This window comes from Paenibacillus sp. J22P218 (genome assembly GCF_056269195.1).
Genome location: NZ_JBWDNL010000001.1, coordinates 1,455,662 through 1,480,746, shown reverse-complemented (window position 1 = coordinate 1,480,746; position 25,085 = coordinate 1,455,662). Strand labels below are relative to the sequence as shown.

The 25,085-nt window shown below is 50.0% G+C and carries 27 protein-coding genes and 1 tRNA gene; 14 read left to right on the top strand and 14 right to left on the bottom strand.

Features of this window, described 5'->3' with window-relative positions:
• Positions 1 to 146 precede the first annotated feature (146 nt).
• From AC0YN0_RS06080 to AC0YN0_RS06065, 4 genes are all read right to left on the bottom strand, one after another.
• On the bottom strand, positions 147 to 1,856 hold the full coding sequence (locus AC0YN0_RS06080; RefSeq protein ID WP_475820445.1) for a proline--tRNA ligase: 1,710 nt from the start codon (positions 1,854 to 1,856) through the stop codon (positions 147 to 149).
• A gap of 366 nt (positions 1,857 to 2,222) precedes the next feature.
• On the bottom strand, positions 2,223 to 3,380 hold the full coding sequence (locus AC0YN0_RS06075) for an ABC transporter permease (RefSeq protein ID WP_475820444.1): 1,158 nt from the start codon (positions 3,378 to 3,380) through the stop codon (positions 2,223 to 2,225).
• Positions 3,373 to 4,539, bottom strand: a complete 1,167-nt coding sequence (locus tag AC0YN0_RS06070) for an ABC transporter permease (protein ID WP_475820443.1) — start codon at positions 4,537 to 4,539, stop codon at positions 3,373 to 3,375. Before AC0YN0_RS06070 ends, AC0YN0_RS06075 begins: the two co-directional genes overlap by 8 nt.
• Positions 4,540 to 4,585: 46 nt before the next feature.
• Positions 4,586 to 5,530 carry an ABC transporter ATP-binding protein gene (locus AC0YN0_RS06065; RefSeq protein WP_475820442.1) on the bottom strand — a complete coding sequence of 315 codons (945 nt, stop codon included), beginning with the start codon at positions 5,528 to 5,530 and terminating at the stop codon, positions 4,586 to 4,588.
• A gap of 262 nt (positions 5,531 to 5,792) precedes the next feature.
• Between AC0YN0_RS06065 and AC0YN0_RS06060 the strand changes: the two genes are divergently transcribed.
• From AC0YN0_RS06060 to AC0YN0_RS06050, 3 genes are all read left to right on the top strand, one after another.
• Positions 5,793 to 6,923, top strand: a complete 1,131-nt coding sequence (locus tag AC0YN0_RS06060; RefSeq protein ID WP_475820441.1) for a sensor histidine kinase — start codon at positions 5,793 to 5,795, stop codon at positions 6,921 to 6,923.
• A gap of 74 nt (positions 6,924 to 6,997) precedes the next feature.
• A complete protein-coding gene (locus AC0YN0_RS06055; protein WP_475820440.1) occupies positions 6,998 to 7,672 on the top strand; it encodes a response regulator in 675 nt (224 codons plus the stop codon).
• A gap of 34 nt (positions 7,673 to 7,706) precedes the next feature.
• Positions 7,707 to 8,354, top strand: coding sequence for a DUF1054 domain-containing protein (locus AC0YN0_RS06050; RefSeq protein WP_475820439.1), 648 nt, complete (start codon positions 7,707 to 7,709; stop codon positions 8,352 to 8,354).
• Between the two features lie 75 nt (positions 8,355 to 8,429).
• Here the strand turns inward: AC0YN0_RS06050 and AC0YN0_RS06045 are convergent, their stop codons facing one another.
• Entirely contained in the window at positions 8,430 to 11,456 is a 3,027-nt protein-coding gene (locus tag AC0YN0_RS06045) for an efflux RND transporter permease subunit (RefSeq protein ID WP_475820438.1), read from the bottom strand.
• Positions 11,457 to 11,710: 254 nt separating this feature from the next.
• On the opposite strand from AC0YN0_RS06045, the gene AC0YN0_RS06040 reads away from it, so the two are divergent.
• The 3 genes from AC0YN0_RS06040 to AC0YN0_RS06030 are packed head-to-tail and all read left to right on the top strand — an operon-like array spanning position 11,711 to position 14,240.
• Positions 11,711 to 12,484, top strand: a complete 774-nt coding sequence (locus tag AC0YN0_RS06040) for an ABC transporter ATP-binding protein (RefSeq protein ID WP_475820437.1) — start codon at positions 11,711 to 11,713, stop codon at positions 12,482 to 12,484.
• A complete protein-coding gene (locus tag AC0YN0_RS06035; protein WP_475820436.1) occupies positions 12,481 to 13,500 on the top strand; it encodes an ABC transporter permease in 1,020 nt (339 codons plus the stop codon). The genes AC0YN0_RS06040 and AC0YN0_RS06035 overlap by 4 nt, the downstream gene beginning before the upstream one ends.
• A 59-nt stretch (positions 13,501 to 13,559) precedes the next feature.
• Positions 13,560 to 14,240, top strand: coding sequence for a TetR/AcrR family transcriptional regulator (locus AC0YN0_RS06030; RefSeq protein WP_475820435.1), 681 nt, complete (start codon positions 13,560 to 13,562; stop codon positions 14,238 to 14,240).
• Positions 14,241 to 14,310: 70 nt separating this feature from the next.
• Here AC0YN0_RS06030 and AC0YN0_RS06025 read toward each other — a convergent pair whose 3' ends face one another.
• A complete protein-coding gene (locus tag AC0YN0_RS06025; protein ID WP_475820434.1) occupies positions 14,311 to 15,489 on the bottom strand; it encodes an MFS transporter in 1,179 nt (392 codons plus the stop codon).
• Positions 15,490 to 15,766: 277 nt separating this feature from the next.
• Here AC0YN0_RS06025 and AC0YN0_RS06020 point away from each other — a divergent pair, with 277 nt between their 5' ends.
• Together AC0YN0_RS06020 and AC0YN0_RS06015 are read left to right on the top strand one after the other, a co-directional pair.
• Positions 15,767 to 17,236 (top strand): aminotransferase class I/II-fold pyridoxal phosphate-dependent enzyme, encoded by a 1,470-nt coding sequence (locus AC0YN0_RS06020; protein WP_475820433.1) that lies wholly within the window; start codon positions 15,767 to 15,769, stop codon positions 17,234 to 17,236.
• Between the two features lie 59 nt (positions 17,237 to 17,295).
• Positions 17,296 to 17,712 carry a DUF1885 family protein gene (locus AC0YN0_RS06015; protein WP_475820432.1) on the top strand — a complete coding sequence of 139 codons (417 nt, stop codon included), beginning with the start codon at positions 17,296 to 17,298 and terminating at the stop codon, positions 17,710 to 17,712.
• 67 nt (positions 17,713 to 17,779) lie between these two features.
• Here AC0YN0_RS06015 and AC0YN0_RS06010 read toward each other — a convergent pair whose 3' ends face one another.
• The 3 genes from AC0YN0_RS06010 to AC0YN0_RS06000 all read right to left on the bottom strand — a co-directional run bounded on the left by AC0YN0_RS06010 (position 17,780) and on the right by AC0YN0_RS06000 (position 19,150).
• Complete coding sequence (locus AC0YN0_RS06010; protein WP_337098693.1) at positions 17,780 to 18,094, bottom strand: DUF1292 domain-containing protein; 315 nt, start codon at positions 18,092 to 18,094, stop codon at positions 17,780 to 17,782.
• 100 nt (positions 18,095 to 18,194) lie between these two features.
• Positions 18,195 to 18,764, bottom strand: a complete 570-nt coding sequence (locus AC0YN0_RS06005) for a stalk domain-containing protein (RefSeq protein ID WP_475820431.1) — start codon at positions 18,762 to 18,764, stop codon at positions 18,195 to 18,197.
• A gap of 179 nt (positions 18,765 to 18,943) precedes the next feature.
• Entirely contained in the window at positions 18,944 to 19,150 is a 207-nt protein-coding gene (locus tag AC0YN0_RS06000; RefSeq protein WP_337098691.1) for a hypothetical protein, read from the bottom strand.
• A gap of 127 nt (positions 19,151 to 19,277) precedes the next feature.
• Here AC0YN0_RS06000 and AC0YN0_RS05995 point away from each other — a divergent pair, with 127 nt between their 5' ends.
• Positions 19,278 to 20,009 (top strand): MBL fold metallo-hydrolase, encoded by a 732-nt coding sequence (locus AC0YN0_RS05995; protein WP_475820911.1) that lies wholly within the window; start codon positions 19,278 to 19,280, stop codon positions 20,007 to 20,009.
• A gap of 81 nt (positions 20,010 to 20,090) precedes the next feature.
• The gene (locus tag AC0YN0_RS05990; RefSeq protein ID WP_475820430.1) at positions 20,091 to 20,330 is read left to right on the top strand and encodes a DUF3892 domain-containing protein; all 240 of its coding nucleotides are present in this window, start codon (positions 20,091 to 20,093) and stop codon (positions 20,328 to 20,330) included.
• A gap of 121 nt (positions 20,331 to 20,451) precedes the next feature.
• On the opposite strand, the gene AC0YN0_RS05985 is transcribed toward AC0YN0_RS05990, so the two are convergent.
• The gene (locus AC0YN0_RS05985) at positions 20,452 to 20,619 is read right to left on the bottom strand and encodes a hypothetical protein (RefSeq protein WP_337098689.1); all 168 of its coding nucleotides are present in this window, start codon (positions 20,617 to 20,619) and stop codon (positions 20,452 to 20,454) included.
• A gap of 174 nt (positions 20,620 to 20,793) precedes the next feature.
• Between AC0YN0_RS05985 and AC0YN0_RS05980 the strand changes: the two genes are divergently transcribed.
• From AC0YN0_RS05980 to AC0YN0_RS05970, 3 genes are all read left to right on the top strand, one after another.
• Positions 20,794 to 20,922, top strand: a complete 129-nt coding sequence (locus tag AC0YN0_RS05980; RefSeq protein ID WP_475820429.1) for a YjcZ family sporulation protein — start codon at positions 20,794 to 20,796, stop codon at positions 20,920 to 20,922.
• Between the two features lie 192 nt (positions 20,923 to 21,114).
• Positions 21,115 to 21,187: transfer RNA gene (locus AC0YN0_RS05975), tRNA-Val, on the top strand.
• Between the two features lie 516 nt (positions 21,188 to 21,703).
• Positions 21,704 to 22,060, top strand: coding sequence for a hypothetical protein (locus AC0YN0_RS05970; RefSeq protein WP_475820428.1), 357 nt, complete (start codon positions 21,704 to 21,706; stop codon positions 22,058 to 22,060).
• 130 nt (positions 22,061 to 22,190) lie between these two features.
• Here the strand turns inward: AC0YN0_RS05970 and AC0YN0_RS05965 are convergent, their stop codons facing one another.
• On the bottom strand, positions 22,191 to 22,385 hold the full coding sequence (locus AC0YN0_RS05965) for a hypothetical protein (RefSeq protein ID WP_475820427.1): 195 nt from the start codon (positions 22,383 to 22,385) through the stop codon (positions 22,191 to 22,193).
• 231 nt (positions 22,386 to 22,616) lie between these two features.
• Entirely contained in the window at positions 22,617 to 22,841 is a 225-nt protein-coding gene (locus AC0YN0_RS05960; RefSeq protein WP_337098675.1) for an alpha/beta-type small acid-soluble spore protein, read from the bottom strand.
• A 204-nt stretch (positions 22,842 to 23,045) separates the two neighbouring features.
• Between AC0YN0_RS05960 and AC0YN0_RS05955 the strand changes: the two genes are divergently transcribed.
• Positions 23,046 to 24,026, top strand: coding sequence for an S-layer homology domain-containing protein (locus AC0YN0_RS05955; RefSeq protein WP_475820426.1), 981 nt, complete (start codon positions 23,046 to 23,048; stop codon positions 24,024 to 24,026).
• 71 nt (positions 24,027 to 24,097) lie between these two features.
• Here AC0YN0_RS05955 and AC0YN0_RS05950 read toward each other — a convergent pair whose 3' ends face one another.
• Together AC0YN0_RS05950 and AC0YN0_RS05945 are read right to left on the bottom strand one after the other, a co-directional pair.
• Positions 24,098 to 24,805, bottom strand: a complete 708-nt coding sequence (locus AC0YN0_RS05950; protein ID WP_475820425.1) for a uracil-DNA glycosylase — start codon at positions 24,803 to 24,805, stop codon at positions 24,098 to 24,100.
• 45 nt (positions 24,806 to 24,850) lie between these two features.
• Positions 24,851 to 25,063, bottom strand: a complete 213-nt coding sequence (locus AC0YN0_RS05945; RefSeq protein ID WP_475820424.1) for a DUF3006 domain-containing protein — start codon at positions 25,061 to 25,063, stop codon at positions 24,851 to 24,853.
• Positions 25,064 to 25,085 lie beyond the last annotated feature (22 nt).

Below are 25,085 nucleotides of genomic sequence, written 5' to 3'. Positions count from 1 at the left end.
GATAATTTGTTCTTACCAATATCTTATACTCCATCTTATGTAATGGCAACTTGGATTATTGACTAATTTTATGGAATCGGGCGCCTGTTTGTAAAAAAAAGGGGCAAGTCCGCCTATGTTAAGCGGTTTGTCCCCCATCTGTACAACTATTGACCGGCATTCAGCAACGACGCCATTGTAAGCGCTTCTTCGATCGTCACTTCCTTAGCCGCCGCTTCTGTCCTAAGCTTCGCTTCGACGATGCCGTTCGCCGCCTGCCTGCCGACCGTCAAGCGCAGCGGAATGCCGATCAGATCGGCATCCTTGAACTTAACGCCCGGCCTCTCATCCCGATCGTCGAGCAGCACTTCAATGCCGGCAGCCGTAAGTCGTTCTGCCAGCTGCGAGGCTAGCGCCATCTGAGTGTCATCCTTTGCCGACACAGGCACGATATGAACATGGTACGGCGCGATTGAAGCCGGCCACGCAATGCCTTGTCCATCGGCATGCTGCTCGATGACGGCCGAGAGCAGCCTCGACACGCCAATGCCGTAACAGCCCATAATAAGAGACTGTGCCTTACCTGAGGCATCGAGGAAAGTGGCTTCCATCGCTTCGCTGTATTTCGTCCCCAGCTTGAACACATGTCCGATTTCGATACCTCGGTGGAATTGAAGCCGCCCCTCTTCGCAACGGGGACAACGGTCGCCTTCCGCCGCATTGCGGTAATCGCCGCTCGCCATGCTGTTGAAATGAACGCCCGGCTGTACATTGGCAAGGTGATAATCCGCTTCGTTAGCACCGACAATGGATGTTTCCATTTGCGTAACCGCAATATCAGCATAGACCGGGATCGCCAGTCCGACTGGGCCCGTAAAGCCTGTAGGCGCGCCTGTTACCCGTTCGGTAGTCTCTTGATCAGCGAGCGCAAGCGAGTCAACGGCCAGTGACTGCTTCACCTTAATCTCGTTCACCTCGTGATCTCCGCGTACGAGAATGGCTACCGGATTGCCATCCGCTACGAAGATAAGCGTCTTAATGAATACGGATGCGTCAAGACCAAGCGATTCCGTAAGCTGCTCGATTTTTTTGATGCCTGGCGTATGCAGCCTTTTAGGCGCTGCTGGTTCAACTACTGCGGCATCCATTTGTGCGATGCCGTACTCCGCCTTCTCCAGATTGGCCGCATAATTGCAGCAGGTACATGATGCAATCGTATCCTCGCCAATATCGGCGAGAGCCATAAACTCGTGCGTGCCCCCTTCGCCGCCAATGGAGCCCGCATCTGCCTCTACCGCACGGAAGTTGAGACCGCAGCGCGTGAATATGCGGTGATAGGCGTCATACATGGCCATGTAGCTCCGATGAAGCCCTTCCCAATCCGCATCGAATGAATAAGCGTCCTTCATCAAAAACTCTCTGCCTCGCAGTAGCCCGTAACGCGGACGCTGCTCATCGCGGAATTTGGTCTGGATCTGATAGAGCGTCGCCGGCAATTGGCGATACGAACTGATCTCGCCGCGCAAGAGAGCCGTAATAACCTCTTCATGCGTCGGACCTAGCGCGAATTCCCGATCATGACGATCTCTCAGCCTGACAAGCTCCGGTCCATACACCTCATAACGACCGGATTGCCGCCAAAGCTCCGCGGGCTGCAGCGCCGGCATGAGCACCTCTTGCCCGCCAGCCTTATCCATTTCCTCGCGTACGATTCCCTCCAGCTTCCGCAGTACGCGGCGTCCGAGCGGCAAGTACGTGTAGATGCCTGCGGCAAGCTGTCTGACAAGACCGGCTCGCAGCAGCAGTTGATGGCTGACTGCCTCCGCCTCAGTCGGCGCTTCACGTAAGGTAGGCATTAGCATTTTACTTTGACGCATGAGAATTCCCCCGATTTTCGTGGATTTTGAGCATAAAAAAAGAACGCGTTCGTCAGGGACGAATGCGTTCGCGGTACCACCCTAATTCTGACCGCCCAAGAAAACGGCAGTTCTTCATTCAATAACGGAATGTTGACATTCCGGCGACAAGCTCCCATGACGATCGTCTGGCAGCCACCGCAGCTCGCAAGGCAGGGAGCTTATCGGCCATTCGCGGAAGCCTTTCAACCGATGGGCTTCCTCTCTGTCGCGAACGTTGTTCCGATCAGCATAACCTTGGTCAATGCTATTGTGATATCGTAAGATAAGCTTTTGAATAATTTACAATATTCGCTTGCCACAAGTCAAGACGCTTCCGGCTTCAGCCTACAGACTTTGCTTGCTCGGCCTAAGCACCGCCGAACCGAAGGCGATGAGTACGGCCGCGAACAAGACCAGAATGGCTAGCTGCAAGCCGATATCCGCAACGCTTCCTCCGCCGCCGAGCCGGTCGATCGCTTGAAGAGCCCATTTCTGCGGCAAAAAGTTCGCCAGCTTCTGCATGAACGTCGGCAGCATCGACAAGGGGAAGAAGCAACCGCTGACCATACAGCTTGGCATGATGACGAGGTTATTAATTTGCGTAAGTTGCCGGCTGTCTCTGACCAGCCCGGCAATAGCCGACGTAAGACCGACGGCAGCCAGCAAGAAAAACTCAAGCACCAGCAGCATGTAGCCGAACGAGACGCCAGGATCGTATTGGAACACAAAGTACGTCAAGCTTAGCACGATGAGAAGCTGCAGCGTCCCTACGGCCATGCTGCCCAGAAAGTTGCCGAGCGAGATGTCGATCGCTCTGACCGGCGCCGTATACATCCTCGCCATCGTGCGAAGCTCTCTGTCCTCCATGATGAACCCGATGGATTGACTGACGAGCATCATGACGAACATGAGCAGAATACCGACCATAATCGGACTGGACAAAATATTCCCAAGCTTCGTCCCGACATGCTCCGTCGTGACAAGCGGCTTCTCCTGCGCGGCCAATAGTTCCTTGAGGAGCTGCATGACCCCCTCCTTATCGACTCCTACCGTACCCACAACCATCGCGGCGGACGCGGACAGCTTCTTCGTCTCTGCCTCCAGCGTCGTAGCCAGCGAGGCGTTCCAAAGCTGAATATTCATCCGGTACATCACGGCTGGAACGTGATTGCCCTCGAGCAAAGCGGCTGTATAATCCGACGGAATGAATACGGCGGCATCCGCTTTTCCATCAAGCACCTGCTGCTTGATTTCCTCCTCGGTACTCCCTGTCACATCGCGGACATCATACAGCTTTTCGCGTGATAAAGCCTCTTTTACGTATGCGCCCAGCTCGCCGGCATCCGCATTCGCAACAGCGATAACGGCTTGTTGGCCTTGTGCGCCGAGCAGACCCGTCAACACGGATAATATGATAGCCGGAAGCAGCATGTTGAGGAATAACCCCCGTCTTGAGCCCATTGTCCGTTTGATTAACTGCAGAGCAATATGGATACTAGGCATCCTGCTTCACCACCTTAGGCAATCTGATCACGGCAAGTGCGGATAGTGCGACCGCGATAATAGCCAGAATCGTTACCGCTTGGCTAAAAGCGGACCAACCTGAACCGTTCATAATCGCCCGGAGCCCCTCATTGGCCCAGTGATTAATCGTCCACTTGGAGACATCTCCGATGATGACGTCAATATCCGCGATCATTCCTCCGCTTACAAAGGTCATGGTGAATGCCACGATACCGAATACCGTTTGCGTTGTCTTGACCGTCTTGGCGAAGGAGGCAATGATAATAGAGATGCCCGCTCCGATAGCCGTTGTGAGCAAGCTGATGAGAAATAGCCAAACGTAATTCGAGCCCCAGTCGACGCCGTATGCGTAAGTCGTGAATACGACAATAATAACAGCCTGCAGCCCCGCAACGAGGAAGGAGCCCGTTATGATGCCGAGAACAAGCCCGGCGAAAGATAGCGGCAACGTGAACATGCGCTGCAGCGTGCCGTTCTTATGTTGGTTCAACAGCTCGATGGCTGCCAGCATGCCGCCATACAGAAGGAACATGATCAAGTAAGTCGCCGCATAATATTGCATGGCCGATACGGAGTGGAAAATCTGGTTGCTGTCAACGCCAAGCATGCCGACCTTTACGAACGGTTCGGTCGAACCCGTTCCTCCGGATGCCGCTTGCCCGCTACCTGCCTCCGGCCCAAGAACGGCTTGCGCAGCCACTTCTCTGTTAACCTCCGCTAAGTAACTGTTGATGACCGATTCCACGGCCAAATTTTTCTCCGCGTACCTCCCTGAATACGTATTCCACGATACATTCTCGCCGCTTAGAACACGACTGGAGTAATCAGTCGGAATGACGACGCCATAGTCGGACTCGGATTCCGTCACGGACGGCTGTACGTCTCCTTCCTCCTCCGCGACAATAAGCCGAACGTAAGGTTTGATGGCATCATTTTCCCAGAAGGCGTCCACGCTCGCCCGCAGCTCTCCCTGATCGCCGTTGTATACGATCACTTTCGCAGGCTTAATCTCCGTATCGAAAGCACTTCCGAGCATATAAATAAGAATAAGCGGCAATACGATCAATATTAAAATCAATGATTTTTTGCGACTGTATTTAAGCAGCTCGTAATAAGCCGTTGTCCACCAAATCCGCATTTATCGTTCCCTCCCAAGCTTGTTAACCGAGCATTCGGCATTTCCGCTAATCGTCCCGCAGCGTACGACCCGTCATTTGCAGGAACATCGATTCCAAATTCGGCTCGACCCGCGTCAGCTTCCGAAGCGTAATGCCGTGTTTTTGAAGGATGAACAGCAAATCCTGAAGCATCGAAGACGACTCCTTGACCGTCACCTCTAATGTCGTTCCATTGTTTTGCTCATCGATCTGGCGAACGCCCGGATGCTGCTTCAGCTCTTCCATCGCTTGCCCCAGCTGGCGGTCGATCTCGAAGATCAGCTTCTCGTCTTGGCCAGCCTGCTGCTTCAGCTCCTCCTTCGTTCCGCATGCAATGAGCTTGCCGTTATCCAGAATCCCTACGCGCGAGCAGATCGCTTCAACCTCTTCCATGTAATGACTCGTATAGATAACGGTCGAACCCAGCTTATTAAGCTCGCGCACCGAATCCAAAATATGATTTCTGGACTGCGGGTCGATGCCGACCGTCGGTTCGTCCATAATAATGAGCTTCGGCCGATGCATAATCGCGCAAGCGATGTTCAGCCGCCGCTTCATGCCGCCGGAGAACGTCCGAGGCTGATCGCCCGCCTTCTCCAGCAACCCGACGAATTGCAGCGCCTCCGCCACACGCTCCTTAAGAAGCTTTCCTCTAAGTCCATACAGCTTTCCGAAGAAAGTAACGTTTTCTTTGGCCGTCAGTGTCTCGTAGATCGCAAGCTCCTGCGGCACGAGACCGATTCTTCGCTTGACCTCCAGCGGCTGCTTGCCGATCGAGTAACCGCCGACGGTAATGTCTCCGCTGGTGGCATTCAATAGTCCGGCCAGCATGTTGATCGTCGTGCTTTTGCCCGCTCCGTTCGGACCAAGCAAACCGAACACTTCGCCTTCGCCTATTTCGAGCGACAAATGATTGACCGTCACCTTCGTATCGTATTTTTTGACCACATCTCGAAATGAAACCAAACTCATGTCTGTTCATCCTCTCTCTTGCGCCCTTGTTAACTCTGATTATACGGAAGGATTTGGATGCAGGCAGGTCTCCAAAGTCATGAGATCGAGGTGACAAAAGTCATTTTTGCCAAAATGATGCATGCCTGCGATACCGGCGACCAGGTTGACTGTCTGTGATATAATGAGAAAACGCCTATCGCAATATATGGAAGCGGATATGGCTAACGCCGTCAAAAAAGCATAGATTGGGAACAAATTCAGTTTCGGGAGACCATTCCATATGAATGTCATACTGCTCCGAATGCGAAGCTTGCTCATAGCTATACCGGCACTTGTAACCATCATAGATATTGAAGCAAGAACATACGCCCCGTATACCGCATTCGCACTGATCGCCCTCTTAATTAGCAAAGCCGACATTATCAAGCCTCGATTAGCAGGACCGATACTGATTGTGGAGCTCGTCTACTTTAGCTGGTTTTCTTATACGTACGGCGGAATTTTATACCTCCTGCCTTTCGCAACGCTTATTGCGGCATTCCGCAGAGGAGCGACCGTGCGAGCTTGCGCGGCTTGGACGGCCATCGGCTGTGCGGCGCTTACGGTCGGACTGTACGGCAGAGAGCTTGAGTTGATTGTTGCTCTCCTCGTCTTATGGGGAACGGCCGCGGGCATGCTCTTCGTTACGAATGATTTTGAGAAAAAGAGGTTTAAGTTCGAAGAGCTGTATGAAGCGCTCACGATCAGCAACGAGCAATTGGATGCCGCCAAAGACCGTATGAAAGATTACGCCGCCCAAATCGAGCAATACGCCCAGACCGAGGAACGAAATCGAATTGCCAAGGATATCCATGACGATCTCGGGCACCGGCTCATTCGCGTGAAAATGATGTCGGAAGCCGCGCTGCATCTGTTTGACGTCGATACGGATAGAGCCCGCGGCATTGTCGAGCAAATCCGCGATCAATTACAGGACAGCATGGAGCGCATGCGCCGAACCGTGCGCAAGCTCGCTTCGGATAGCGATAGCGAACCGCGTCGTTACGCGCTGGATCGGTTAATGGCCGAATCGGTGGACGGACAAGGCTACGAGGTCCGATTCGAGGTGCACGGCAATCCGAGGCCGATCTACCCGAGCATGGAGCTTATATTGTTCAAGAACGCGCAAGAAGCGATAACGAACGCGATCAGGCATGGCGAAGCAACAGTCATTACCGTCGACCTCAGGTTCGAGAGCGACAGCGTGTCCTTGACGGTTGCGAATGACGGCATGCTGCCGAACGAGCCTGTAGAAGCCGGACTTGGCATACGCGGCATGCGAGAGCGGATCGCCCTCATTGGCGGAAGGCTGGAGGTTGCGACCGCGGAGCAATTTGCCATCACAACTATTTTGCCGCTGTTAACGAAGTAGGTTCGCGCAAACGGAAGGCGGCGGCGTGATTCGGGATTACATATGCGAGCGCCATAAATAAGGAGGTGCACACGATGATCAAGGTTCTTGTCGTCGATGACGATCCGTTTATTCGGGAAAGCATGCATGTGATATTAGATCTGGATAAGGAACTTCAAGTCGTCGGCGTTAGTCAGAACGGCAGAGAAGCCGCCGACTTCGCGGCTGTTCACCCTGTTGATGTCGTGCTTATGGATATTCGAATGCCGGTCTGCGACGGCGTGGAAGGCACGAAGCTGCTTCGTGCCTTGCCGGTTCCGCCTGCCGTCCTCATTCTGACGACATTCGACGATGACGATTATATTGCGCAGGCCATTCGCAATGGGGCGAACGGTTACTTGCTTAAGAACGTTTCGCCTAGCCTCATTATTAATGGCATTAAGACCGTTCATCAAGGCACGATGCTAATTCATCCCGACATTGCCCGCAAACTGGCTGGCATGCTTGAATCGCCTCGCGGCGGTTCGGTCGAGCCATCCTTTCTATTCGATCAAGCAAGCAAAAGATTGGCCGAGCAGGGCTTGACGGTGGCGGAATGCCAGATTGTCCGTCACGTAGCGGACGGGCAGTCGAACAAGGAAATTGCTTCGTCGCTCTTTCTAAGCGAAGGAACGATTAAGAATTACATTTCTGAAATTCTTAACAAGCTTGAATTGCGAGATCGGACGCAGCTTGCGATCTATTATTTGAAGCTCTTGCAGGGCTTGTAAGTCCATCACAGACATAGAGGAGAGAAATTATATTATGGCAACGAAAACAGCAACAGCCGGACTAGTCGGCTTCACGCAAGAGGATTTTAACGTATTTCAACTGGAAGGCTTGGAGGAACGCATGGCTGGCATTCAAGAGCTTATTCAGCCGAAATTCCAAGCTATCGGCGAACGGCTGGCTGGCGAGCTTGCCGTTCATGCCGGCGACGAAATGTATCTGCATATCGCGAAACACGCCAGACGCACGGTCAACCCTCCGAAGGATACTTGGCTCAGCATTTGCAACAACAAACGCGGCTACAAATCTCATCCGCATTTCCAGTTGGGCCTGTTCGATGACCATCTGTTCCTGTGGCTGGCGCTCATCTATGAAGTGCCGAACAAATCGCAGATTGCTACAGCTTATTTGGACAAGCTCGATGACGTCATTGCCGCCGTGCCGGACAACTATATGATCTCTCTTGACCATACGATGAAGGAAGCGACGAGAACCGGAGATATGAGCACCGAGGATTGGAACAAGGCGCTCGTCCGGTTCCGCGACGTGAAGAAAGCGGAGCTGTTGATCGGCCGCCACATTCCGGCGGATGACATGCTGCTGCGCAGCGGCGATATTTTGCTCAAATTCGCATCTTCGACATTCGAAACGCTTATGCCGCTTTATCGTATGTCGCTTGTATAAACTGCTAGATATATGAAATATGAAAGGCCGTTCTGCACGATCTGCAGAACGGCCTTTCTTTTCGTTATATCTAAATTATTGTACCGATGCCGCCGCTTCCTTCGCAGCTCCATTCGTATTCGCAATACGTTGCTTGCGCGACTTGCGGAAGTACAGCAATTCATAAATACAAGGCACGATGATGAGCGTAAGCAATGTCGCAGCCGTCAGACCGCCAATGACAACAATAGCAAGACTTTGCGAGACTATGCTTCCCGACTCATGCGAGCCGAATATAAGCGGCAGCATCGCAGAGATTGTCGCCACCGCTGTCATGACGATTGGACGCATCCTTGTCGTTGCGGCTTCTATAAGCGCCTCGCGAATCGACATATGCTCCTCGTTCTGTCTGACGCGGTCGAGCAATACAATCGCATTGGTAACGACGATACCGATCAGCATAAGCGCACCGAACATCGCGGTGAAGTCTGGCGTTACGCCTGAGATGAGCAAGCCTGTCACTGCGCCGATAGCCGCAAGCGGCAGCGAGAACATAATGGCAAGCGGTGTGCGCAATGTCTTGAACGACAGCACCATAATCAAGTATACGAGACCGATGGAGATTAATGCGGTTAAGCCCAGATCCGCGAAATCACTCGCTTGCTCCGCAGATGCACCGCCTACGGATAACGCAACGCCTTCCGGCAGCTTAAGCTCATTCGTCTTATCGGTAATCGCGCTGCCGACGACCGACAGCTCTTTCGGTTCTACGGTTGCCGTTACGCGTACATACATTTTACCGTCTTTATGGTAGAAGCTGCTCGGCTCTTCCTTACGAACGAGCTCGGCAATATCCGACATCGCTTTCGGACCAGCTTCTGTCATAACCGTAAGCGACTTAAGATCTGTTTCAGAGGTTGGGTTAACAATTGGCTGCAAAATAACAGGCGTGTCATGATCCTCAATTCGGATGCTGCCAATCGGCAGAGGGTTCAACATGCTTTGCAGTTGCATCGCTAGCTCTTCGCCCTTCGCAGCAGCCGGATCAATATTGAACGAGTAGACTGGCTTCTTCTCCTCGAGATTGCTTTCCACCTTTAGCACGCCGTCTACCGGTTTCAGCGCTGCAAGCAGCTCTTGAGCAGCTTGTTCAACCTTCGCCGGATCTTCGCCGGTAACGTCTACGAAAATTTGCGATGAACCTCCGCCCATCATCAAATCGGTAGCGTTCACGAGCAGTTCCGCTTCTCCATAACCATCTTTCTGTTTTTTCACATCATCCATGAACTGCTCGGCATCGACTCCATCGTTCAGATCCACGATGTAAGCGACAAGCGTCGGCGAATTGACTCCGCCATACTGGGCAGCGTCGGCGCTATTGCCGATGGACATCATCACCCATTCCGTGCCATCATTTTCTGCCAAATAGGACTCGAGCTTCTTCCCGCCTTCTTCTACCGCTTCGGCAGGCGTATCGCTCGGATATTGCAGCGAGACGTTTACCGTGCCAGCGCTGGAAGAATCAAGCGCGCCCTTCGGCATCGCGACGTATGCGCCGATTGAACCTACGAACAGTACGATCGCAATCACAATCGGCACCCATTTCCGTTGCAAGTTCCAGCGGATGAATGCAGCGAACCTCGGTGAGCCTGTATGCTCCTTCTCCTTCGTGCCGCGCAATAACCACGCGCTTAACAAAGGAACAACAGTCAGCGCTACAATAAGCGATGCTAGAAGCGAGTAAGCAACAGTCAATGCGAATGGCAACAGGAACGCTTGGAGCGATCCGCGCAGAAGTCCCATTGGCAGGAATACCGCTACCGTTACGAGCGTCGACGACGTAATCGCCGATGCCACTTCCTTCGTCGCATCTGTAATGAGCTTCATGGAGAAAGGCTCTTTTTGTAATCTTCTATATATATTTTCAATGACGACGATACTGTCGTCGACAAGTCGACCGACCGCAACCGCAACTCCGCCTAGTGTAATAATGTTGAGCGAAACGCCGGATAATTGCAGCAAATAGAGCGTAATGCCGAGTGACAACGGTATGGATACGACCGTTACGATCGTCGCCTTCAGATTGCGCATGAACAATAGGATAACAATTGTAGCGAATAATGCACCTAGCAACACTTCGCGAAGCATGCTGTTCACCGAAGATACGACCGATTCAGCCGTGCTAAGCACGACGGAAATTTCGATCCCCTCTACGTCTTCGTTCAGTCGGTTAACCGCCTCTTCGATTGCGTTGCCGGCTTTCACCGCATTAGCGTCCGCCGACTTGGAAATGGTGAACATGATTGCGTCCTTGCCGTTCAGTCGGTTAATGCTCTCCTGATCATTGGCATAGTCGACCTTCGCGACGTCAGCAAGCGTTACACCTGGAATGATCGGAAGTTTGCGCAGCGTCTCGATATCCGCAATTTGATCGTTAAGGACAATGTTGGCCGCCGATCCGTCTACATTCTTCTCGCCTAGCGATGCCGTTACGCCCCGTCCTTGCAGTACGCCCATCAGCGTTTGCGCAGGAATGCCAGCCGATGCCAGCTTATCCGTTAGCGGAGTCACTTGAATGGTTGGCGTCGATTTGCCGCCAATCGAAATCTGTCCCGCTCCCTCGGAACGCTGCAGTTCCGCTTTTACTTCCTTGAACTTGTCATCCTTCTGCTGATCCGTCAACCCTTCTTCGAAGGTCATTACGACCCAGGAGATAGGTATCATCGAAGTGTTGAATTGCACGACGAACGGCTTCATAACGCCCGCCGGAAGCTGTACCTGATCGACGATTCGTTCGATCTCCGCCTTCGCTTCCTTCATATTCGTTTTCGAATCAAAATTCAAGTTCACTTGAGCGTAACCATCGCCCGAGGTCGAGAACATATCCGTCTTGCCTTTCACGAAGGCCACCGCTTCTTCAATCGGTCCCGTCACTTGCTGTTCCATCGACTTCGCGTCATTGCCCGGTCCGATTGCCGTAATCATGACTTGCGGATTGTCCGCAGCTGGCAAAAACTCCATCGGCAGCCTGAGGTAGCTCATCACCCCCATCGCTAGTGCCATGATTACAATCAAAATAATAGCTGCCTTATTGCGGAAGGACCACTCCGTCAATCTACTCATCTTTCCCGACTCCTTCTCCCATACGGTTTCTTTGTTTTTGTCTTTCATAATCATAAAGGTCAGGCAGACTTTGTAAAAACGTCTCGAGAACGTTATTTGATCTCGCCTTTAGTCGGAACTAATCTACGCCTTAAGTCTAGGTCGACCTCACGAATGAGTAAGTACTCACTTCTATTTTTGCTATACCTCGCTTATAATCAAATGAAGTGAGTAATCACTCATTCACGACATTTCATTCGAGGAGCGTGTATTTCATGTCGGCTACCCCTTCGGTAAACGGGCAATCGGTGTCTGCTGTACAGTTGCATCAGATACAGCGTCGATTTAATGGCAAAACCATACTCGACGGCATATCGCTTACCATTCCGCAAGGCGAGCTATTCGGGCTGCTCGGCCCCTCCGGCTCTGGCAAAACAACTCTTATTAAGCTTATAACAGGTATCGACCGCGCCGACGGCGGCAGTGTTCACATGCTTGGCGAGCCCATTCCTCAGCTTAAGATGCTGCAAGCGTTCGGCTATATGGCGCAATCCGACGCTCTCTACAATGAGCTAACCGGCAAACAGAACTTAGCATTCTTCGGTGCGCTCTTTGGCTTAAAAGGCGCTAAGCTGCAAGTACGCATTCAAGCGGTTGCCGCACTCGTTGAACTGTCTGACCACCTTAACAAGCAAGTTAGCGACTACTCAGGCGGGATGAAGCGCAGATTATCGCTGGCTACCGCACTGCTTCATGAGCCTCGGCTGCTCGTTCTCGACGAGCCGACCGTAGGCATCGATCCGGTGCTGCGGCGATCGATATGGGCGGAGCTCTCCGCTCTTAGCCAGCAAGGCGTAACGATTATCGTTACGACTCATGTCATGGACGAGGCTGAGAAATGTGACCGCCTAGGCATGATTAGAGACGGCAAACTAATCGCTGTCGATACGCCGCAAGCCATAATCGAGCAAGCGGGAGCGGCAACGATCGAGGAAGCGTTCATCACTCTCGGGCAGCAGCAAGTTGCCGGAACGGAGGCGACACAATGAGAATCCGCGCACTGGCCCTCCGCATCATCCGGCAATTTATTAGAGACAAGCGAACTCTCGCTCTATTATTCCTTGCTCCATTGCTCATCTTAAGCTTGATGAAGCTGGTCTTCGACGGTCAAGCGATAACTCCCGATATTGGGACGGTCAACGCGCCTCAAGCATTCACAGACGAGCTGACTGCAGCCGGCGCATCGCTAACGGAGTACGCCTCGACCGACGAGGCGCAACTGGCGATTGAGCATGGGGATCTCGATGCTTTCATCCAAGTCGGCACTCCCGGATTCGCAATCACGCTCGAAGGCAGCGACCCGGCGATGAACAAGGCGGTTATGCTGCTATTCCAAAACACGCTTCAAGCAAAGGTCAGCTCGTCACTGCCGGCGATCACCTATTTGCATGGCGGTCCGGATATGGCCTCCTTCGACTCATTCGGCCCGGTTCTTATTGGTTTCTTCTCGTTTTTCTTTGTCTTCCTGCTCGCTGGCGTGTCGTTTCTAAGAGAGCGTACGACCGGCACCTTGGAACGTCTGCTTGCCTCCCCGATCAGGCGCACCGAGGTGGTGCTCGGTTACTTGGCAGGCTTCGGTCTGTTCACGCTCATACAGGCGATGCTGATCGCTTGGTATTCCATTAACGTGTTAGGCATGTACATGGCCGGACAGATCGGTTATGTGCTGCTTATTAACCTGCTGCTCTCATTAACCGCGTTGACGCTGGGAACTCTCCTGTCTTCTTTTGCCAGCAATGAATTTCAAATGATTCAGTTCATCCCCATTGTCATCGTGCCGCAAGCCTTTTTCTCCGGCTTATTCAATCTTGATGCGATGAATCCTTGGCTGCAAAAGATCAGCTACGCAATGCCGCTCTTCTATGGAGCTGACGCGATGCAAGGCATCATGATTCGCGGCGAAGGCTGGCGTGACATCGGGATCGATGTATATGTGCTCATTGGCTTCTCCTTGTTGTTCGCGCTGCTGAACGTGCTGGCGCTGAAGAAACACAGGAGTATGTAAGAATTTCATTACTTTGCTATAATGACTTCAATAGATAGAGAATGGTAAGGAGTGAGGAAGTGTCTGAGCGTAGGGATGAGCAAGAACCGATAGAAAAATGGCTGAAGGAGCTTCTGAAGCTCGACGAGGCTGAACATGCGATGACCGATAAGCAGCTCAAGATCGTGCAGGCTGCCGCCGATATATTCGCGGAGAAAGGGTTCGCCGCTTCCTCAACAAGCGAGATTGCGCAGCGTGCAGGCGTTGCGGAGGGGACGATATTCCGTCATTACAAGACGAAGAAGGATTTGCTGCTGTCGATCGTCACGCCAGTGATGGCGAAGCTGATTGCACCGTTCGTCCTGCGTGACTTCAATAAAGTGCTGGATAGCACCTATGACAGCTACGACCAGCTACTGCGCGCCATTATTGTTAATCGAATCGAGTTTATAGAAAAGAACATGAAAATCCTAAAGATTTTCATTCAGGAAATTCCATTCCATCCCGACATGCAAGAGCAGTTCCAGAAGCAAATACTATCGAAAATATTGGAGAAGCTGACCGCCAGCGTCGAAAAGTTCCAGCGCAACGGCTCGCTTATCGATTGGTCGCCGCTCACGATCATTCGGTTATCGGTGTCTAGTATAATCGGTTATGTGCTATCGCGTTCATTGTTCGGTTCGAAGGATGCGGTGAACTGGGATGATGAAGCGGAACGAGAAGCTACAATTACATTTGTATTAAAGGGATTGGCTCCATAAAAAGGAAGGGCTGTGCGAATAGCGAATGAGATCGCTAATCGCACAGCCCTCTTTCATGCTCTTGCCCAGCCTAAGCTTCTGTCGCAGTTTCCTGCTTGTCCAGCGAGCGGAATCGGATCAGCAACAACAGTGCGGCTAAACATAAGATGCCGCCGATCAAATAAGGAAGACCCATCGAGATGGTGAACACGAACGAGCCAAGCAACGGTCCGGCAATACGTCCGAGACTGTCCATCGAGGAGCTAAGTCCGGAAGCAACGCCTTTCCCTACCTTCGTCTTCTGAGTAATTAACGACGTTACACAAGGTCTGATAAGCGAGTTCCCGATGCCGAATACGGCCAGCGAAAGTGTTGCCCACCATAAGGAATGCGCACCTAGCAGCATAAAAAATCCGATCGCCGAGATGACAAGTCCGATGCCGATATATTTCGGTTCATCGCCCGTCTTAATCCGGCGTCTTACGAAGCCGCCTTGCACAAGCGCTCCGACAAAACCGCAGACGAAGAATAAAATGCCGACCTGCAGCGGCGTCACATCAAATCGCTTCATTCCGAAAAACTGCAGTGTCGCCTCCATGCCCGCGAGCGTAAAGGTCACGAAGAAAGCAAGCACATACAAGTATTTGAGCGGTCCTGTGAATGCTGAAAAGCGGGACTCCCGCTTCTCCGTGCTCTTGCGACGCTGCTCTGGCGGCAACGATTCCTTCAGCATCATGAAAGCCAAAATGAACGTAATTAGCGCTAGACCCGATGCGGTGTAGAACGGCGTTTCCAGCGATACGAGACTTAATATCCCGCCGAAGCCTGGTCCAACGGTGAAGCCCAGACCGATCGACATGCCGACGAGTCCCATCCCTTTCGTCCGTTGCTCAGGCGGAGTAATGTCTGCTACGTAAGCGACGATAACCGATGCAACCGCACCGGAGAACAATCCGCCAAGAATACGGGACAAATACATGAGCGTCAAGTCGCCTGAAGACAGACCGAACAGCAGGAAGCTGACTGCGAAGCCCAATATGCCGGTTAAAATAATGGGTCTTCTGCCGATCCGATCCGACAATCCGCCCCATAACGGGGACAGAACAAAGGATACAGCCGAATACAAAGCAAGCATCCAGCCGGTATGAATCTCCGCCCCATCCGGGTCGGCGGCTTGTATAATTTCTGGCATAACCGGGATGATAATGCCAAAGCCTATGAATGTAGTCATTAAAGTTGCCATTACGATAGCCATACGATTTTTTAACATGCTGTAATCCCTCCACCCACCTATGTTACCATAACCGTTTATGGGATTGGTATGAACAATTCGAGAACAAATAGCCAAACCTATCCTTTTATAAAAATAAGGAAAGTATAAATTCCACACTTATACTTGTGTCTATATTTCACCGTGAAACATTGTTATTGCCGCCAAAGATGGCGAGAGCCGTTTGCGCTTGAATGAAAATGAAGCTTGCATTCCCCCCTGTTTTTGCTATACTGGGGCTTGTTTGCACATCAGATGAAAGGCAGGGATGAAAGCGATGGATCATAGCAATACCCCGCTCTTCAACGCCCTTCGCCGACATGCGGCGCAGGATCCCGTTCAGTTCCACATACCCGGTCACAAAAAAGGGCTAGGAAGCGATTCCGAATTTCGTGAATTCATCGGCGACAATGCTTTGTCGATCGATCTCATCAATATAGCACCGCTTGATGACCTGCATCAGCCAACCGGAGTCATTGAGGAAGCTCAGAAGCTTGCCTCCGATGCGTTCGGTTCCGATTATACGTACTTCTCCGTACAAGGAACGAGCGGCGCTATTATGACGATGATTTTGTCCGTATGCGCGCCGGGCGATAAAATTATCGTTCCACGCAACGTTCATAAGTCTATTATGGCGGCTATTATTTTCGCAGGCGCGAGACCCGTTTTCATTTCTCCCGCTCGCGACAGCAACCTTGGTATTGACCATGGCATTACGACCCGTTCCGTTCGCAAAGCGCTAGAGCGTCACCCTGACTCCAAAGCCGTGCTCGTTATTAATCCGACCTACTTCGGCATTTGCGCTAACTTAAAGGAAATCGTTGAGCTCGTTCATAGCTACGATATTCCTGTCCTTGTCGACGAGGCGCATGGGGTGCTCATTCATTTCCATGAGAAGCTGCCGATGTCCGCCATGCAAGCAGGAGCAGATATGGCGGCTACGAGCGTACATAAGCTCGGCGGTTCCATGACACAAAGCTCGGTGCTTAACGTGCGCAAAGGTCGCGTTAATCCGCAGCGCGTGCAGACGATCATCAGTATGCTGACTACCACTTCAACTTCTTATATATTGCTTGCGTCGCTTGACACATCGCGCCGCAATCTAGCGCTTAACGGACATGAGCTTGCCGAGAAAGCGATCTCGCTTGCCCAACATGCTCGCGCGGAAATCAATAAGATTCCGGGACTTCATAGCTTCGGAGAAGAAATTCTCGGAGGCGAAGCGACGTATGATTACGATCCGACGAAAGTATGCATTCACGTCCGTCATCTGGGCATTACCGGCTACGAGACGGAGAACTGGCTGCGCGACAACTATAATGTTGAGATCGAGCTGAGCGATATGTATAACATTCTTTGCCTAGTTACGCCTGGTGATACGTCCGACTCGGTATCAAAATTAATCGAAGCGCTGCGCGGGCTGTCCGACAAGTTCCACGAAGGCGCCGAAGCACGCGAGCTCGTCGTCAAGATTCCGGACATTCCGCAGCTCTCGCTGACGCCGCGCGACGCCTTCTACGCCGAGACAGAAGTCATTCCGTTCAAGGAATCGGCAGGTCGGATTATCGCTGAATTCATCTACGTCTATCCGCCGGGAATTCCGATTCTGCTGCCGGGCGAGGTCATCTCGCAAAAAAATATCGACTACATTATCGATCATGTCGAAGTCGGCCTGCCAGTCAAAGGACCGGAAGATCGCAGCATCGAGTACGTGAAAGTAATCGTGGAAGAAACGGCTATCAGCTAATATCCTTTTATTGTCACTTCCAAACGGTCATGCTATGATGTTGACAGAGGTGAGAGTCGATGAGTCAGAGCGCTTATATTAAATTCGTGCAAGGTTCATTAGCCCCGAGCTTAACGTTAGACGATGTACGCAGCAAGCTGCAGCATTACAGGGAACAGACAGCGCTCACCGGCACCCAGCTCGATTGGGATTATGCTGAAGCCGCTTTTCCTTATACGTTCGAATCGAAAGGCGACGATCGCTGGTTCTATTTGAAAGGAATCACATCTCACTACAATCACATTCTATTCGGCACTGGCGAAGCGACTAGCGCGGCCGGCGATACCGTACCTTGCGTACAGGTCGTCCTGCCGGACAGCGCGACGCATGGCGACAAGGCCAAAGCGAATGAGCTATGCAAGTACATGGCGAAGCAGTTGCAAGCCGAGCTTACGCTTTTCAACGGCCGGACCGTTTATTATTATCCACGCAAGTAAACGAAAGCAAAAGAAGGGGCAGCCGCGGCTGCCCCTTCTTTTCTTATGCAATGATAAAGTCGGCGAATTACTTCGCTTCGTTCTCCGTACGAGCAATTTCCTCGTAAATAGCCGTAACGCGATCCCACTCGGCGTCGTCTTCGATGCCAACGAGGAATGCTTCTTCGTTCTCTTCTTCAATACGGAAAATAACGCCGTCCGCTTCCGGATCGTTGCGATCCAGCAGAACTGCGTATACATTGTTCTCGGATTCAAACGTATAAACCATAACCATTTCACGCTCTATGCCTTCATCGTCAGTCACGATAAACACATGCTCTTCGTGCTCATGGTCTTCACCGCAACCGCAATTATCTCCATGCTCATGCTGATGCTCGCTCATGATATTACCCCATTTCAGTTATATATGCATACCTTGCTATCCTACCACGATATGTTATGCTGGTCAAACAAAACGCCTCCCCGTAATGGGGAGACGTTCATTAAGGCGCTAATGACGATATTTGCTTCTCGGAGATGGCTTGCCATTCATCTGAGCCCTTCAGCTTAATGAAGAATAGAATCGGATATTTCCCGGCAGATTCGAACTTGTACTCGATATCCTCGGTTGCATACCAGAAGTTATCGCTCTTCGGATTAACTGCTCCGCTCTGTATGACTCTCTCCTTGCCGCCAGGGTCGAATATAGATACCTTAACAGCCGTTATTTCGGCCTTCAAGTTATCGATCTGGGCGAACACCTTAAAGCTGCCTTGGAAACCTTTGTTGACGTTGCCGAAAACGTTATTGTTCCGGAAGAGGAACATATGCACATTTGGTTTGTCGACCGTAGCCCGCTTGCTTTGATTGTCCCACTCCACTATAGCTTGCATAGAAGATGCGATCTGCCGCAGCGGCAAATAAGTTTTGCCGTCTACTATAATTCCGCCGTCATCTTGATTTATGCCATTAATAATGACTCGTACCTTCTGAGTTGCAGCATCCGCGAACAGCATCGTTCCGCCCCATAGGGATAGCAGCACCAACAGAATAATTACCTTTCTGAATCTCATCGCTGTGGACCTCCATCCGATTGCCTGGATGTAAGTTTATACTCACAGAGAGGTCCAAAGTTGCGGGGCCGCTTCATATTTTTTCATTGCTGCCTCAAAGCGCAATGCCTGTCGTCAGTCGCTGTCAAATGCTGTTGAAATATGCGCTTGCCTGGGAAATAGTCAGAAAATTAATTTTATTACCCGTAGGTTCTCGTAAGGACGCAAGGTACCCCTTTGCCAACGGCTCCCGGCTGCCTCATCCGATCCAAATAGCGCATCCCTCTTGTGCAAGGCGTCTTGCATACTGCGCATGTATCGGACAACACAAGCTTATAATGATATTGCTTCCTCTCGCTCGCCGGTTTCTTCTTGGCTACTTTCCCTTTTCCTTTGCCTTTGCTCAACTTGGATGCACCCCTTCGATAATATCCATTCGCTCCTGCATTGTATGTAGAGAGGGGCGAATGTGCATCTACATTTGGCATCGACAAGTAATTTTTGGTACAGTAATGACATGAAAACGATGGAGGAATCATTATGTTTATTCAAATGGTAGGGACAGGTAGCGCTTTTGCCAAAAAATACGATAATAACAACGCCTTGATCGAAGCGGGAAGCTTTCGCTTGCTGCTGGACTGCGGCATAACGCTCCCTAAGGCGCTTCATCAAACAGACTTAACTTTCAATGATCTTGATGCCGTATTAATTAGCCATATCCATGGCGATCATGTTGGCGGGTTAGAAGAGCTTGCCTTTCAAATGATGTTTAAATATGGGCGTAAACCGGTCCTTTATATTGTAGAAGATATAATCGAACCTCTATGGGAGCAGACGCTTCGGGGAGGGCTTACGCAAGGTCCTCTGCAGACGCTGGGCGATTTTTTTGAAGTGAGAAAGCTTCATGCTGACCGTGAAACGGAGATTGCGCCAGGCTTAACGGTGCTGCCGATAGAAACAAAACATATCGAGAACAAGAAGAGCTACTCCTTCCTATTCAACCGCCGCTTCTTCTACAGCGCTGATATGCGTTTCGACGGAGAACTGCTGCAGAGACTCGTCAATGACGGGATTGAGACAATCTATCATGATTGCCAATTGGAAACGCCGGCCGTCGTTCATGCAGGCTTAGACGAGCTGATGACCCTGCCTGACGAGATCCAACAGAAAACGTGGCTCATGCATTATGGCGATTCGATGGAACAATTCATTGGCAAGACGGGTTCAATGCGATTTGTAGAGCAGTTGAAGCGTTACGAGGTATAACAATGAGGATATGACGATTTCCGCGTCCGTGTATGAGTGACGTTTAAAGTTCGCATACTACTGGGCGGGAGGCTGATCATAATGGAACCGAATAACGGACAAGAAGAAGTAGTAGCCGTCAGAAAAAATGGCGATGGCAGTATCGTCGAATTCAAGCTTTCGTCTGGCAATGTGGTCGACTATTTAACTGCTCAGTCGATGGTCCGCAATAACGAGATCAACAACCTGCAATTGTTCCGTGGCCGCGACCATGAAGAGCACTTACGTTCGGTGCCTGACGGGCGCACAGATAATAATCTAGATAGCTTACCAACTTTCTAAGCGTTGATTGGTACGCACTGTGTAACAACGCAACAAGAAGAACCGACTGACGTCGGTTCTTCTTTGTTTGCTGGTGCATGCATGTATTGGATTAAGATGAATCTCATCGGACTATTCCTTTTCAGTGCTTTCTAGGGCCATCCTTCCCCAGTTTCCTTCTCCATATGAACTGCTCATCGTAAGCAAGCGAGTCGTCCTTCACAAACTTGGCGACACTTCCAATGACAATGCCGATAATCCCAAACATGCCAATCAGCCAAATAGCCAAATACGCATACTGCTCCGCCAACCGATACCGCCTCCTGCACGCTTTCTATATGTATACGCGGATCAGATCGGCTTTAGAATACGCATTCATAGTCATTTGCCAGTTATTATTAACCTCCCTAACAAACACCCAATCACATTAGAAACAGTCAACATACATTACAGAGTACTTTATGACAAGGAGGTGCATCGTATAATGTCTGGATATGTAGGCGGCGCCTTCCACCACAACAACAACATCGGTTTTATCTTGGTATTGTTCATCCTGTTGGTTATTATTGCTTGTAGCTGCGGAGTAGTAGGCGGCTATGGAAAAGGCTGCTAATTAATTCACATCGCTGCAATAATAATGCAGCATAAGCATTGAGCATGAACGAAAGGGTTATCCTTAACGACGTTAAGGGTAGCCCTATTTGTTCTATTTGGTTTGACCGAACTTTTTCTTAGAAAAAATGAATATTATGGTTGACTTCGGTTTTCGATCCTGATATATTATTAATTGTCGCTAATACAACCTGATCTGTTAGCTCAGCTGGGAGAGCACTATCTTGACAGGGTAGGGGTCAGTGGTTCGAGCCCACTACAGATCATACTAGAAGAAAACCGCGAAGCCTTATAAACATTAGGCTCGCGGTTTTTTCGTTTTTTAATTTTGTTTATAATTCCTTAAACTTTTTGAGATTTGGTGCGAATTTGGTGCAAACGGATTGCCGAGCGCTTAATAATATTAATAATAATTTAATGCCGCCCTGGTGATTCGACTCGGTATCCTATTTTTGTCCTAAACCTACGCCGTTTGCCGCACCCTCTGCCTATCTTTTGTGGTAGGCTTTATCCCCCCATTATTTCCTTCATGTGAATAACAAATCACGACTCCCCCCTCCTGATGGTACACCCTTCGGCACCTTAAACAGGCAACCTACTCGAACTCCACAGTTGTCCCTGAGCCCAGAAGGATGCAAATTTAAAAGTTTTCGAGACCAATCTACCGTCTTCTATCAAAATGTGCGATTATACCACGTCTTTAGCCTCGTCCGATATTTGTCTCGCATCATATGCTTATAGAGTTATAACTATTTTATTATTGAAATGGAGTGCATTCAGATATGGCGAAAAAGTCATGCAAAAAAAGAGCGCCCCGAACTAGAAAGAACTGTGGATCTTCCAATCAACTACAGTTTCTATTACAAGCCCAATTACAATTTCAAGCTCAAGTGCAAGCACAGTTGCAAGCACAAACTCAAGCCCAATTACAATTCCAAGCACAAGTTATGTCACAGATGCAAGAGCAGGCACAAGCAGAGCAACAAGCACAAAGTCAATTACAGTCTCTACTTATAACTCAACATCAGGCGCAAATAGCCTTACTAAGTCAAAGACAAATTCAATCAGATCGAACAATCGTGAATGTCAGAACGTCCGAGCCGCCTCCACCGCCACCTCCAGAACCGCCAACCACGTAAGTAATGGCCTTTTAGCACGTTTAACATAACACGGCCATTTTTCAGTACCATTTATTCGCATAATACAAAGCCACCCTATACAAGGGTGGCTTATAGTGTCTTCACCTATTATTTCGTACTTATCCCATATTCATTTTGTGACATTTTCAATCGCTTCGTTGACCCTGGTAAAAAAAGCTAAAGCTTCTTTTTCCAGTTCAGGTGATAGTTTATATTGAATAGCTGCTTTGTATCCCCCGTAAATGTTAGCCATTACTCTAGAGCGATCATGATTATCTAGCCCTTGCAATCTTTCCCACAATGCTATAACTTCTTCCATTTCCATGTATCGTACGCTCCCTACTCATTTCTTCACCTTATAACTATTCAATCTATGTCTACCTATTTCCTCCTGCACGATTCCGCGGTCCCAAATTTGACAGGGTAGGGGGCAGTGGTTCGAGCCAACTACAATCACCATAATAATTTTGCAAACTAAAATAACCCCTTCACCATCTATTATGTAGATGATTCGGGGGTTATTTTTCCAAGCCTGCAAGGTTACATCAGGTGTTGATTAACGGCTGCCGCCGCTCAATTGTTGCTCAGCGATTTGGACAAGCTTCTTAGTGATGTATCCACCAACAGATCCAGCATCGCGAGTCGATAAGTTGCCATTGTATCCGTCTTGGGAGAACTGCACGCCTAGAGATTGTGCTGCTTCCATTTTCAACTGATTGATGGCTTGTTTCGCTTGTGGTACAACCAAGTTGTTTGAACTGCTCGAATTTTGGTTAGCCATGTATGCTCACTCCTTTCTTGGATGTGAGGTTATTTTGTGATGGATCTTGGTTATATATACATCGCATTAAAAAAAATTTTTAATGATCTGGTTACGAATAGGTTGTTCACATAATTTTGAAATCAAAACTGCCTATAGATGCAACAATAACCGTATATTGCACGTCAAATAAGTGCTGCAGCAAATCATAAATGAGGTGATTCGATGAAGAAGAAATCTTTACTGACGTTCACAATAATAGCCGTGTTGCTCCTTGCACTCGGACAAACTGTGTGGGCATTTAAGGATGTTAAGAACGACCCGAATGAAGCGAAAATCGCAGAGCTGAAAAAGCTTGGGTTGTTGAGCGGCGTTGGTCAAAGCGATAATTTCGATCCCAAAGGGAATCTAACTTACGCCGCAGGTATTTCCCTAATCGTCAAAAGCTTGGATCTTAACTTGGACCATGTCCGTTTCATCAGAGCTCCCAAAGCGACGGATTCATTTCCGAATTTGAAGGATGATGTGTGGTATTCCCAATCATTCATTATCGCTGCATTCTATGGTCTTGAAGTTCCGAAGACGGTTAAAGCAGGCGACATCATGACAAAAGAGCAATTCGCGCATCACCTGTTCAAAGCAATTTCCATCAAAGGCGACTATGCCTTTATAGAGATTTTCCTCATGCTCGAGGATCAAGCAGACGTTAATCCGTCTTACTCGGACAGCATTCAGAAGCTCCTCATAAGCAAAATCGCGCAGCTCGACAGCTCGAACAAGTTCTATCCGAAGCAGCCGATTACTCGCAGCGAAGCAGCAGGCTGGGTGTATGACAGCATTCAATTCGTTAAGAACACGGAGCCGGTTATTACACCAGAGCCAACGCCAGATCCGATTATTGATGCGAAGCTTAGTGTAACGCCAGTTAACGGAGACGTGAACAAAGTAACCATAACAGCTCAGGTGCCTCATCCAGGCTATGGCGTTCGGATTGGGTCCATCGTATTCGAAGGGAAGCAAGCTATCTTAAGGCTTGAAGCAACGCAGCCAGATCCGGACAAAATGTATCCTCAAGTCATTACGGATGTTCAAATATCCACTTATATTGATGCAGCTTATGAGCCCGTTATCGGCAGCTCTGAAGGCGGCGGTACTTCGGGTAATGAAGGTGTTAGCTCCAGCGAGGGCTTCCCGATTTCCGAATAATATCGAAAAGGCTTCTCCCGCAATCCGATAAGCGCATCGGATCACGGCGAGAAGCCTTTTTGATAAGCTATTTAGAAAACAAAACTTTCCTGTGTCGCCTCTGCGTGGTTTGGAATTTGCCAGTCGATCTCCGCGCTCCCTATGCTTGTTAAGAAGGCATTCGTCTGCGAGAATGGTTTGCTGCCGAAGAAGCCTTTGCGTGCCGCTAATGGGCTTGGATGAGGCGAAGCGATGATATGATGCTTGTCCGCTTGTATATTCGCTGCTTTCGCTTGAGCATGATTTCCCCAAAGTATGAATACAACCGGTGTCTCGCGTTCATTCAGCGCTTCAATGACTGCGTCCGTGAAGCTCTCCCATCCGATTCGCTGATGCGAATTAGGCTTGCCCTCTTCCACGGTCAGTACCGTATTGAGCAGCAGAACGCCCTGCTCTGCCCAGTGCTCTAAGCAGCCATGATCGGGTATCGGACAACCGATGTCAGCCTGAAGCTCCTTATAAATATTTTGAAGGGAAGGCGGCGTCTTTACACCTTTTCTTACCGAGAAGCTTAAGCCATGGGCTTGACCCTCCCCATGGTAGGGGTCTTGCCCGAGGATTACGACTTTTACTGATTCATAAGGTGTATAGTGAAGGGCGTTAAATATATGTTCTTTGGCCGGATACACGATTTCATTGTTATACTTTTGCTCGAGAAGAGCCAGCATCTGCTGAAAATAAGGTTTCTCCAGTTCCTGTTCCAACCGCTGAGCCCAGTCGTTATTTAGCTCGATGCTCATTCGTATGCACCTCCAACGTTGTTCAAAATTGCTTAAAACCAACAACTAGTCGTCCCATAATTCATCCATTAATTTCTTCACGGCATTTTGGCGTGCTTCTGTCGCTTGTTTATCCGTCTTCCAAATAGCTCCGCATAGTTCAACAACATCGCCTTGTTGCACGCTGTCCTCCACTTGATCTCTTCGAACATCCTGCATCTGTCCGTCAATTTCAATTATGGCATATTCTCCTTCAAAGCGGTCAACAATTCCACGCATGAACAGCCACCTCCACATATAA

Excerpts from the sequence above, each read along its gene's own strand:
- AC0YN0_RS06080 (WP_475820445.1), bottom strand. The coding sequence starts at position 1,856 with ATGCGTCAAAGTAAAATGCTAATGCCTACCTTACGTGAAGCGCCGACT.
- AC0YN0_RS06075 (WP_475820444.1), bottom strand. The coding sequence starts at position 3,380 with ATGCCTAGTATCCATATTGCTCTGCAGTTAATCAAACGGACAATGGGC.
- AC0YN0_RS06070 (WP_475820443.1), bottom strand. The coding sequence starts at position 4,539 with ATGCGGATTTGGTGGACAACGGCTTATTACGAGCTGCTTAAATACAGT.
- AC0YN0_RS06065 (WP_475820442.1), bottom strand. The coding sequence starts at position 5,530 with ATGAGTTTGGTTTCATTTCGAGATGTGGTCAAAAAATACGATACGAAG.
- AC0YN0_RS06060 (WP_475820441.1), top strand. The coding sequence starts at position 5,793 with ATGAATGTCATACTGCTCCGAATGCGAAGCTTGCTCATAGCTATACCG.
- AC0YN0_RS06055 (WP_475820440.1), top strand. The coding sequence starts at position 6,998 with ATGATCAAGGTTCTTGTCGTCGATGACGATCCGTTTATTCGGGAAAGC.
- AC0YN0_RS06050 (WP_475820439.1), top strand. The coding sequence starts at position 7,707 with ATGGCAACGAAAACAGCAACAGCCGGACTAGTCGGCTTCACGCAAGAG.
- AC0YN0_RS06045 (WP_475820438.1), bottom strand. The coding sequence starts at position 11,456 with ATGAGTAGATTGACGGAGTGGTCCTTCCGCAATAAGGCAGCTATTATT.
- AC0YN0_RS06040 (WP_475820437.1), top strand. The coding sequence starts at position 11,711 with ATGTCGGCTACCCCTTCGGTAAACGGGCAATCGGTGTCTGCTGTACAG.
- AC0YN0_RS06035 (WP_475820436.1), top strand. The coding sequence starts at position 12,481 with ATGAGAATCCGCGCACTGGCCCTCCGCATCATCCGGCAATTTATTAGA.
- AC0YN0_RS06025 (WP_475820434.1), bottom strand. The coding sequence starts at position 15,489 with ATGTTAAAAAATCGTATGGCTATCGTAATGGCAACTTTAATGACTACA.
- AC0YN0_RS06020 (WP_475820433.1), top strand. The coding sequence starts at position 15,767 with ATGGATCATAGCAATACCCCGCTCTTCAACGCCCTTCGCCGACATGCG.
- AC0YN0_RS06015 (WP_475820432.1), top strand. The coding sequence starts at position 17,296 with ATGAGTCAGAGCGCTTATATTAAATTCGTGCAAGGTTCATTAGCCCCG.
- AC0YN0_RS06010 (WP_337098693.1), bottom strand. The coding sequence starts at position 18,094 with ATGAGCGAGCATCAGCATGAGCATGGAGATAATTGCGGTTGCGGTGAA.
- AC0YN0_RS06005 (WP_475820431.1), bottom strand. The coding sequence starts at position 18,764 with ATGAGATTCAGAAAGGTAATTATTCTGTTGGTGCTGCTATCCCTATGG.
- AC0YN0_RS05990 (WP_475820430.1), top strand. The coding sequence starts at position 20,091 with ATGGAACCGAATAACGGACAAGAAGAAGTAGTAGCCGTCAGAAAAAAT.
- AC0YN0_RS05980 (WP_475820429.1), top strand. The coding sequence starts at position 20,794 with ATGTCTGGATATGTAGGCGGCGCCTTCCACCACAACAACAACATCGGT.
- AC0YN0_RS05970 (WP_475820428.1), top strand. The coding sequence starts at position 21,704 with ATGGCGAAAAAGTCATGCAAAAAAAGAGCGCCCCGAACTAGAAAGAAC.
- AC0YN0_RS05965 (WP_475820427.1), bottom strand. The coding sequence starts at position 22,385 with ATGGAAATGGAAGAAGTTATAGCATTGTGGGAAAGATTGCAAGGGCTA.
- AC0YN0_RS05960 (WP_337098675.1), bottom strand. The coding sequence starts at position 22,841 with ATGGCTAACCAAAATTCGAGCAGTTCAAACAACTTGGTTGTACCACAA.
- AC0YN0_RS05955 (WP_475820426.1), top strand. The coding sequence starts at position 23,046 with ATGAAGAAGAAATCTTTACTGACGTTCACAATAATAGCCGTGTTGCTC.
- AC0YN0_RS05950 (WP_475820425.1), bottom strand. The coding sequence starts at position 24,805 with ATGAGCATCGAGCTAAATAACGACTGGGCTCAGCGGTTGGAACAGGAA.
- AC0YN0_RS05945 (WP_475820424.1), bottom strand. The coding sequence starts at position 25,063 with ATGCGTGGAATTGTTGACCGCTTTGAAGGAGAATATGCCATAATTGAA.